The organism is Pseudomonas sp. 05N434, from assembly GCF_056396965.1.
In genome coordinates this window covers 1-3,652 of sequence record NZ_JBFTMK010000512.1, presented here as the reverse complement: position 1 = coordinate 3,652, position 3,652 = coordinate 1, and the positions used below count along the sequence as shown (strand labels likewise).

Genomic DNA, 3,652 nt, shown 5'->3' with positions numbered 1-3,652 from the left:
TGCCGACCGGTGACCAGCCCGGCGACGCTGACCGGACGCCCATGCTCGACCATCAGCAATTCCCTGGAGCTGCGACAGCGCCGGGCCTTGAGTTCCCCCCGCAGCAACGCCAGCGGATGCGGGCCGAGGGTGGTGCCAACACTGGCGTAATCGGCTTGCAGGTCCTCGCCCACGGTGGGTTTAGGCAGATCCACCGCCGGCTCTTCCTGACTCGGCAGACCGGCAAACAAACCGAGCTGCTTCTGCACCCCCGCCACCTCCCAGCGCGCCCGATGCCGGTCACCGGCCAGCCCGCGCAGTGCACCGGCATCGGCCAGTTGTTCCTGGGCGCGGGCATCGAGTCGTGCCCGTTCGCCGAGGTCGGCGATGTCGGCAAACGCCCCTTTCGACCTTGCCGTCTCGATACGCCGGGCATCGTCTTCGCGAAAGCCCTTGATCATCCGCAGCCCCATGCGAATGGCCGGCTGCGCACCGGTGATCGGTTCCAGGCTGCAATCCCAGTCACTGGCCCGCACGTCCACCGGGCGAATCTGCAAATGATGGCGGCGGGCGTCCTGGAGAATCTGGTCCGGGCTGTAGAACCCCATCGGCCAGCTGTTGATCAGCGCACAGGCGAAAGCCGCCGGCTCGTGGCATTTCAACCAGCAACTGGCGTAGGTCAGCAAGGCGAAACTGGCGGCGTGGGATTCGGGAAAACCGTAATCGCCGAAGCCTTTGATCTGCTCGAAGATCTGCGCGGCGAACTCCGCCGTGTAGCCGTTTTTCTTCATTCCGTCCGCCAGGCGTTCCTTGTGCGGTTCCAGTCCGCCATGGCGTTTCCAGGCCGCCATGGAGCGGCGCAATTGATCGGCCTCGCCGGGGCTGTAGTCGGCGGCGACAATCGCGATCTGCATCACCTGTTCCTGGAACAGCGGCACGCCCAGCGTACGCTTGAGCACCGCTTCAAGTTCTTTCGACGGGTATTTCACTTCTTCTTCGCCCTTACGTCGCCGCAGGTAGGGATGCACCATCCCGCCCTGAATTGGCCCCGGACGAACGATCGCCACCTCGATCACCAGATCGTAGAAGTTCTTGGGCTTGAGCCTGGGCAGCATCGACATCTGTGYCCGGGACTCGATCTGGAACACCCCGATGGTGTCCGCATGGCCAATCATCTCGTAGGTTTGCGGGTCTTCGGCCGGCACCGTCGCCAGGCTCAGGTCGCGGCCCCGGTGCCGACGCAGCAGATCGAAACAACGGCGAATCGCGCTGAGCATGCCCAGCGCCAGAATATCGACCTTGAGCAGCCCGACCGCATCCAGATCGTCCTTATCCCACTGGATGATGGTGCGCTCGGCCATGGCGGCGTTTTCCACCGRCACCAGGCTGTCCAGAGGCTGCTCGGAAATCACGAAACCGCCGGGGTGCTGGGACAGGTGCCGGGGAAAACCGATCAGTTGCTGGGTCAGGCTCAGCACTCGACGCAACACCGGGCTATCGGGGTCGAAACCACCTTCACGCAGACGCTCGACGGGCGGCGCCTGATTACTCCAGTGGCCGCAACAGTCGGCCAGGGCGTTGACCTGATCCGGCGGCAAACCCAACGCCTTGGCCACGTCGCGGATTGCGCCGGCACCGTGGTAAGTGCTGACCACCGCCGTCAGCGCCGCACGGGCCCGGCCATAACGCTGAAACACATACTGCAGGACTTCTTCGCGCCGCTCGTGCTCGAAATCCACGTCGATGTCCGGCGGTTCGTTGCGTTCCCTGGAGAGAAAACGCTCGAACAGCAGCGTGCTGCGTTCCGGGTCGATCTCCGTGATCCCCAGCACGAAGCACACCGCCGAGTTGGCGGCAGAACCGCGGCCCTGACAAAGGATGTGTTGCTGGCGGGCGAAATTCACAATGTCGTGAACCGTGAGGAAATAACTCTCGTACCCCAGCTCGGCAATCAGCTCCAGTTCCTTGTCGATCTGCGCCAACACCTCGGCCTTGGGGCTTTTTTCCCAGCGCCAGCGAATCCCCTTTTCTGCCAGCACCCGCAGCCAGGACGTGGCCGTGTGCCCCTCGGGCACCAGTTCCCGGGGATATTGATAACGCAACTGACCGAGGTCGAAAGTACAGCGCCGGGCGATGTTCAGCGTCTCGTCGAGCAACGCCTGCGGGTAGAGATCGCGCAAGTCGTCGAGGCTGCGCAAATGCCGTTCGCCATTGGGGTGCAGACGCAACCCGGCCTCGGCCACGGGAACGTGATGGCGGATGGCGGTCATGGTGTCCTGCAAGGCGCGCCGGCCGCGGGCGTGCATATGCACATCGCCGCTGGCCACCGCCGGGATCCGCAGTTCCCGCGCCAGGGTCAGCAGTGCTGCCAGTCGCCGGGTGTCGTCCTGCCCGCGATGTAACTGAACGCTCAGCCACAGGCGCTCGGCGAAGCTCTGCTTCAGCCAATGGCCCTGCGCAAAATCATCGACGGCGTCCGGCGCCCACAACGCCAACAGCCCCGGCAACGGCTCGCTGAAATCCTCCCGCCGCACCTGATACTGGCCTTTCTGCGTGCGACGTCTGGCGCGGGTAATCAGTCGGCACAGGGCTTGATAACCTTCGAGGTTTTCCACCAGCAGCACCAGTTTCGGGCCATTTTCGATACGTATTTCGCTGCCGATGATCAGCGGCAGCTCCACGGTCTTGGCCGCCTGCCAGGCACGGACGATACCCGCCAGGGTGCATTCGTCGGTGATCGCCAGCGCCTGATAGCCCTGCTTTTTCGCCCGTTGAAAAAGCTCAAGCGCACTGGAGGCACCGCGCTGGAAACTGAAGTTGGACAGGCAGTGCAGCTCGGCATAGTCGACGCTCATGCGAACCAGCCTTGCAGCCACAACGGACCGTCTTCGCCCACCGCCCGATAGGCCCAGCCCTGCTGACCAGAACGGGTTTCGATCAGGTAGTAATCGCGGCGCACGTCGTCGCCGTCCCACCAGCCGGACTCGATGCGCTCCGGCCCCATGAGGATGCGCGTCGAGCTTTCGTGTACCGCCTGCGGTTCAGTCAGCAACCAGCCTGGACGTTGCACGGCAGGCAGCCCCTCGCAGGCCTGGCTGTCGACAGTGGTCTGCCACGCGCATTCCGGCCGGTGATCGGCCTGGAAGCGCAAGCCCTGCACCGCGTCATCCCCCAGCCGTGCGCGCAAGCGTTCACGCAGTTGCTCCCAGGGCAAGGACTGCTGCGGACGGTCGTCGAACAGCTCCTGACGCTGGGGCACGAAGGCCGGCAGATCTTCGGCGCGCAGACGAAAACCGCGCACCGGGGCCTCGACATGAACCTGTTCCAGGCGCCCTCGGGCCAGTTCGAACAGCATCGCCGGATCGCGCTCGGCGCTGAGCAGGCCGACCTTGATCACGGTGTCCGGCAAGCCGGCGTGTTCCAGGTGCAAGTCGAAACGTTGCACGCCGCTGTCCCGGCCGCAGAGGAACGCCGACAGATCGCCGGTCAATCGTCTTAAAGGAAACAACAATGCCTGATGGGATTGCACATCGAAATTGAGTTCGATGCGCACATCGAAACGGTCCGGCGGCAGGTAAAACGCCAGTGCCAGCCGCCGCTCACCGAACAGGCTGTCCAGATGCTTGAGCACCTGGGCCTCGAAACGCCGGGCCAGGCTATGCCGGGGCAGCGC

Annotated in this window: 2 protein-coding genes; both read right to left on the bottom strand. The window is 64.2% G+C overall.

Going from position 1 to position 3,652, the window contains the following annotated elements:
* On the bottom strand, positions 1-2,855 hold a 2,855-nt coding region (locus AC1DLB_RS24710), incomplete at its 3' end, for an error-prone DNA polymerase (protein WP_477785815.1).
* The coding region (locus tag AC1DLB_RS24705) for a DNA polymerase Y subunit UmuC family protein (protein ID WP_477785814.1) at positions 2,831-3,652 on the bottom strand (822 nt) is incomplete at its 5' end. The genes AC1DLB_RS24710 and AC1DLB_RS24705, both read right to left, overlap by 25 nt.